3 protein-coding genes and 1 pseudogene are annotated in these 3,164 nt (G+C 53.9%); 1 reads left to right on the plus strand and 3 read right to left on the minus strand.

The window, feature by feature from the left end:
• Window positions 1–651: pseudogene (locus G7025_RS26460) on the minus strand (hypothetical protein); the annotation flags it as partial.
• Between the two features lie 272 nt (window positions 652–923).
• On the opposite strand from G7025_RS26460, the gene G7025_RS26465 reads away from it, so the two are divergent.
• Window positions 924–1,193 (plus strand): hypothetical protein, encoded by a 270-nt coding sequence (locus G7025_RS26465; protein ID WP_258197738.1) that lies wholly within the window; start codon window positions 924–926, stop codon window positions 1,191–1,193.
• Window positions 1,194–1,405: 212 nt separating this feature from the next.
• Here the strand turns inward: G7025_RS26465 and G7025_RS26470 are convergent, their stop codons facing one another.
• Together G7025_RS26470 and G7025_RS26475 are read right to left on the minus strand one after the other, a co-directional pair.
• Window positions 1,406–1,948 (minus strand): hypothetical protein, encoded by a 543-nt coding sequence (locus tag G7025_RS26470; protein ID WP_181081927.1) that lies wholly within the window; start codon window positions 1,946–1,948, stop codon window positions 1,406–1,408.
• Window positions 1,949–1,959: 11 nt separating this feature from the next.
• A partial coding sequence (locus G7025_RS26475) for a Hint domain-containing protein (RefSeq protein ID WP_181081928.1) occupies window positions 1,960–3,164 on the minus strand: 1,205 nt, incomplete at its 5' end.

Consider the following 3,164-nt stretch of genomic DNA (forward strand, 5'->3'; position numbering starts at 1 on the left):
GGTGAGGTTGGCGTCATTGCCGGCAGTGAGGGCACCCCGGTTGGTGAGGTCGCGGCCAGCGTCCATGGCCAGGTTTTCGCGGGCGACGATGGTGCCGCCGCTGCCGTCGGTGAGGGTGCGCATGCCGGCGCCGTCACGTACCTGAATGGCGGTGTTGTCGTTGATGACATCGCCTTTGAGCGCGGTGAGGCTGACTTGCTTGCCGCGGATTTCGCCGGCCATGGCGTTGCGGATGCTGTCCTGGGCCAGCAGGCTCAGGTTGTTGCCGGCCTCGACCAGGCCGCCGGTGTAGAGGCTGCCGCTGCTGACGGCGGAGAGGTTGTTGCTGGCGCGCAGGGTGCCGACGTTGATCAGGTCGCCGCCGGTGACCAGGTTGAGGTCGCGGCCTTGGATCAGGCTGTTGCCGCGCACGTTGCGCGACTCCGCCTGGGCCAGGTAGAGCACGGGCACCAGGACGGTCTGGCCGTCGACCACGCGGTTTTCCATCCACACGATGTCGTGGGTCAGGGCGCCGACTTGCTGGCTGGTGAGGGTGACACCCAGGCTCAGGCGCAGCGCGTCTTTGCTGGCCAAGGCGTTGTCCATCAGGTAGCGGAACTGGTCGGCGTCGCTGTACAGGCCGCCGGCGAGGAAGCGTTGGCCTTTTGATGCCTTGCGCGTTTTTACGTGAAGGACTTATAGTCCGCCGGTCGCCCCCAAGGCGATTCAGGTTTGGCGACCTGACGGTAGAGAATGCGCAAGCTGGTGGCTTTTGTGCAGCCACTTGCGCGCCTGCAAAGTCGTTTTATGACGGCTGTGCGCGGGAGACCCTCGGGTCTGCCGGTTTTCTCTACTGCCGGTTCGCCAACCTGCGTACAGCTGTCACCCATTCGTTTGGCGACGTTTGAGTGATGGTATTTATCACTTAAGTAGAGAGCTTAAATATGAACCGATACATGCCTTTAACGGGCCACGACGCAACCATTCCCGCGCTGGTGATCGACACGCAAGCGCCCCTTGATGTTCTCTATAACGCCGCCGCGTATCGTATTCGCGCGGTGACGCAGTTTTTGGAGAACCTGGCGTTTCGGGAGGAAATCAGCAGTGATGCCGTTGTGCTGCATGATCTCGCGCTGTTGCTGGCTATCCCGCTGAGGGATGGGTGCGATCTGCTGGATGTGGTTGGACGGAAGTTGAACTCGCAAGTTTCGTAAATAAAAAAGGGCGGTTATCTGGTAACCGCCTCGCTTAGAAATTTAAGCAGAAAATAAAACTATTTTTTAAAGAGCTGTGATTGAAAGAGCGCAAGAAACTCAGAAAAAATCAAAAGAGAACACTAATGTCACTCTGAGAATTAGAATGTGACTGCCCGACATTCTTTAGGTCTAACACCAGTTCACTTTCCATCTTCGCTTCATTCTCTCAATCAAAACGTCACATAGATCCCCTTTTTTACTGAATTAGCTTGACTGAGAAAACTTTCGTAACTTTCCAACTCTTCGATCAAATCATCTTGCATCTCGCCCTTCAATCCCACAATCTTTTTTAGACTTTCACCCACTTCATGGGTAGTTTGAAAGTACGACCCCATTTTACCAGGATCAAAAAACTCGCCATCTACACCTACTGGCGCGCCCAAAAAAGGAGAAATATTTAGCTTACCTCGATTGGAAATTTTCTCTTGAAAATCTGCCCATTTCACTCCTAATCCATGATCATCCTTCGGGGAATAATATTTCGTCAGCGCAAAGTCCCCATATTGATGAGCATCCCTGTCTTCGATCATGTCCTCCCAGTCGTCATCCAGCGCATCTCCCTCATAGGGGTCGACCAAAAGCTCTTTGTTAGAAAGAATAAAGCAACGTAGCGGCTCAATATTTCCAGAACGCAAGGAAGCTTCCAATAACGGCTTAAGCTCACTATCAAAACTATCAAAGTCAAAAATGAATGCTTTATGCTCGAAACTCATAATCTAGACTCCTAATTCTTCTTTGGCAAAAAATCATACGGTGAGTACAAGTCAGTTTTCACAGGCAAGCCAGTTTTAGGGTCATATCGTTGTATACCGATCGTCTCAGGTAAAACTCCCTCTCGTTGCCTAAACGCCTCAATAAATCTAATAATTTCTTGCCTATCCTTCGCAATAGGACGGCCCAGAGGTTTGTCATCCACTATAAGCCTACGATCGAAGTTAGCTGCATCAGGGATAGCCTTTTGGAAGTTTGCCCCAGGCTGCGCTTCGCCCGTTTTCAAATCAACCCGCTTTGGAACCAAAATTGGATTGCCAAATTGATCTGTTATTGGCTGCTCCACCGTGCTGAATAGCCCGGACTCTCTGCGGAGGTCCGCTTGCGTTTTATGAACCCTTTTACCCAGAGAAGTCGACGCTGTTTCACCGGTGATAGCTACCTCGCTAACTCTGTTGGCTGCTAGCCCTTCTGGACCAAAAAAGCCCGGAGGCAACGCACACGGCCCCGTATTGTGCACCCACGTCTTCAACTCCCCAACATAGAACGTGTGCCCCACGTCCACCGTCAGGTTGAAGGTCTCGCCCACAGGCAAGTAAAGCTCCAGCGACTCCACCTCAGACGATATGTTGTTCGTCTCGCCATCAGCCAGGGACTGCAGCAGATCGCCCGGTTTCAGATCGATGACAGGAATGAAGTCGCGCTTGGCCGGAACATAGAATGGGTGACCCGGCGTGACTAGCAGGGTTTCGCCCTCAGCTATGCCGTCTACCCGAACGCTTTTCAGCTTGAGGCGGTAAATCGGCTGGTCGGAACGCTGATGAGTCGCCAGGATCTTAGCGGCGAAGGGTTTGCCGCCTTTTTCCGGTTTGCTCCAGACCACGTCGCCGACTTTGAGCGATTCGATGGCGCGGTCGCCGTTCGGGGTTGAGACTTTAGTGCCGGCAGCGAAGCAGCAGGGCTCTTTGTATTTCGTGAGCACGACTTCATTGCTTCGAGCAGCAAGTAAGTCATCGGCTCTGACGTAGCTGCCTACATCACCAGTGAGGGCAGTCGGTTGATAGGCGCCGACGGATGTGGTCGGCGTACGGGTGCCCGTGCGCTCAAACTGTAACGTGGTGTCAAAGCTATTGGGGCTCAGGCCGTAGGTTGGGGTGCCATCCGCCAATCGGGCCGTCATCCCCGCACCGGCTTCGCTTCTCGCCACCAGGGCACTGT

Origin of the sequence: Pseudomonas lurida, assembly GCF_013522705.1 — a bacterium.
GTDB lineage: Bacteria > Pseudomonadota > Gammaproteobacteria > Pseudomonadales > Pseudomonadaceae > Aquipseudomonas > Aquipseudomonas quebecensis.